Here is a 2,823-nt window from a genome sequence, read left to right on the forward strand (position 1 = left end):
AGGCAGAAACAGAGGCCGGCTTTAAGCTGCATGGAGGGAGTTGTCAATAAATTCATTGGCCTGATTTATTTTTCAATGGATGAGTGGATCTAGATCATCATGACTCGCATGCAGCGCGCACTCATCGGCAGGTCGTACACAGAGTGCTTATACCGGATATCGGTCTTTTACCGCATATAGCAGCGCAAATTAAGCCAGGCTCCGATTATGCAGCCCAGGTCAGTGTTCTTTTTACAATCGGGCAGAAAAAGAGGGATGCGACTCAAGTTTAAGTCGTCAGGGCGTGTCGTCAGCCCTGTGGATGAGCAGGAGCACCATCTGTCAAATGGAAGTTAATCATGCAACGATCAAGACGTGGTCTAATTTTTCAATATACGTACAGCACAACATTTATACGAAGGCTGGCTGGAATGGGGGTCAAAGACCGCATCGGTCAATTGATTGGTCGGTTCGTAATGCATCGGGATAAAAAGCTGCCCCGGTTGGACAGACTGGGTGACGAAGGCACGGGCCCGGAGGCGACCCCGCTGCGATTCCACAAAGATCCATTCATTGGGTTTGATGGAATGGTGGCTGGCATCCTGAGGATTGATTTCCACATAGATACGCTCCGGGTAGAGTTTCCGCAGCACGTCTGAATTTTTTGTTCTGGTTTGCGTATGCCATTGCGATGCTGTCCCTCGACCGGTCAGCAGAATGAAGGGATATTGTTCGTTCGGAGGTTCCGGCATCTTTGTTGGGTCAGAGAAAATAAATCTGGCCCGTCCATTTTTGTGGAAGAACTGGCCATCTGCAAATAGCCGACGCTGTTGATCTGGTGGTTCGGTTTCCGATTCGGGGAAAGGCCACTGAATTCCCCCCTGCTCTTCAATCGCGGCGTAATTTTCAATTCCGGAAATATCACAGGGTTGCCCCACCGTCAATTGTTTCATGATTTGAAAGACATCTTCCGGTGATTTCCACTCAGAGAACATTTCCGAGCATCCCCAGTATTGTGCGATTAATTTAAAGATCGAAAAATCAGACAAGGCCTGACCTGGAGCGCGGGTGACGCGTTTTACGCGGCCAATACGACGTTCGGCATTAATAAACGTTCCCTCTTTTTCTCCCCAGCCCGCCGCGGGTAAGATCAAATCGGCGTGACGAGCGGTTTCCGTTGTATGGTACATATCCTGGACGACCAGAAAATCCAGTCGATCCAAAATGTCGCGGACCTGCCCCTGATTAATCCAGGAATGGGCCGGATTCGTACAAATTACCCAGAGCCCTTTGATTTTGCCTGACAGTATGCCTTCGATGATTTTGTGATAAGGCCAACTGTTTTCAGAAGGGATGCGATCGACGGGAATCGAAAGGGTTTCCGCCACTTTGGCACGATCTTCGGCGTCGAGAAAATCGTGGCCCCCTAATAAATTTGTGGTATTACTGAATAAGCGGGACCCCATGGCGTTGCATTGGCCTGTGATCGAATTCGGACCAGTTCCCGGTCTGCCGATATTTCCGGTCATCAAGGCCAGATTGATCAAAGACTGAGCGGTGCGTACTCCCTGATAACTCTGGTTGACTCCCATGGTCCACCAGAACGAAACCCGCTTTCCGGAATGAATCAGTTCTGCAAAGTGTTCGATTGCAGCCTGGCTCAGTCCAGTCTCGGTAACAACCCGTTCGATCGAATAGTCTTTGACGTGTGCAGCAAACGCTTCAAAGTCTTCCGTGTGTTCCTGAATGTACTCTTTGTCGAGATAATCTTTTTCAATGAGGATCCGGGCGATGCCGTAAAATAACGGCAGGTCCGATTTTGGATAAATCTGCAGATGTTGAGTTGCCTGCATGGCGGTTTCGGTTTTGCGCGGATCAACGACGATGATCTCCGGCTGATGCGGATTGCGCATGACGCGTTCCCACATGATCGGGTGGGCAATACAGGGATTGGCGCCTACGAAAACCAGAACGTCTGATTCTTCCAGATCTTGATATGTGAAAGGAGGCGCATCGAAACCGAACGATTGTTTGTATGCGGTGACTGCAGACGCCATGCACTGGCGTGTGTTTCCATCACCGTGAATCATACCCATGCCGAACTTGGCCAGTGCTCCCAAAAATGCCATTTCTTCCGTCACCATTTGACCGGTGCTCAGAAAGGCGACTGACTCAGGGCCATACTGTTGCTGAATTCCTTTGAACTTCCGTGTAAAGAGACTGAGGGCAGTATCCCAGTCAACCGGCTCCCAGTGGCTGGGCGACTTTTTCACAAGTGGGCTGACAGCCCGGTCCGGAGATTTGAGTACCGATAAGGCTTCCCAGCCTTTGGGACACGCCATTCCCAAATTGACGGGATATTCTGTGGTGGGGGTGATGCACACACCTTCCCCGTCTTTGAGGTGGATATTCAGATTGCAACCCGTACCGCAAAATCCGCAGACCATTTGCGTCACTGCATCCGGCAGATTTTTATCGGGGACTTTACCCAGGCCAAAGCCACCGGGAGAGAGTAATAATTCTCTGGTAAGATGTCCCTCTTTCTGATGAATCAGCGAGGTTAATTTAGATCGATCAATGATTGACATGAAATCGATTCCAGTATGGAAAAGAGTATTTATCGTAAAACGCCGGGCATACGGGGAGCAGCAACCGCGGAGAAATAAAGGTAACGTTCTAAAAATTCACCAAACAAACAGGCAATGAATAAAATCGCGACAATAATAAACAGCGTTATATTTTGTAGCGGCTGTGTTTGATGGTTCAATAAAAAGGCAGGCATCAGAATGCCTCCCAGGATTCCACAAGCGAAGCGTGCGAGTGTCACATTTGATAATTCGCCGC

Annotated in this window: 1 protein-coding gene and 1 pseudogene; both read right to left on the reverse strand. The window is 49.4% G+C overall.

All coding sequences use genetic code 11. From position 1 onward, the window contains the following. Window positions 1-359 precede the first annotated feature (359 nt). Complete coding sequence (locus tag Q0294_RS06205) at window positions 360-2,567, reverse strand: molybdopterin oxidoreductase family protein (protein WP_299461998.1); 2,208 nt, start codon at window positions 2,565-2,567, stop codon at window positions 360-362. Window positions 2,568-2,596: 29 nt separating this feature from the next. Beyond that, window positions 2,597-2,823, reverse strand: a pseudogene (locus Q0294_RS06210) (molybdopterin oxidoreductase); the annotation flags it as partial.

This window comes from uncultured Gimesia sp., assembly GCF_937919775.1.
GTDB lineage: Bacteria > Planctomycetota > Planctomycetia > Planctomycetales > Planctomycetaceae > Gimesia.

Excerpts from the sequence above, each read along its gene's own strand:
- Q0294_RS06205 (WP_299461998.1), bottom strand. The coding sequence starts at position 2,567 with ATGTCAATCATTGATCGATCTAAATTAACCTCGCTGATTCATCAGAAA.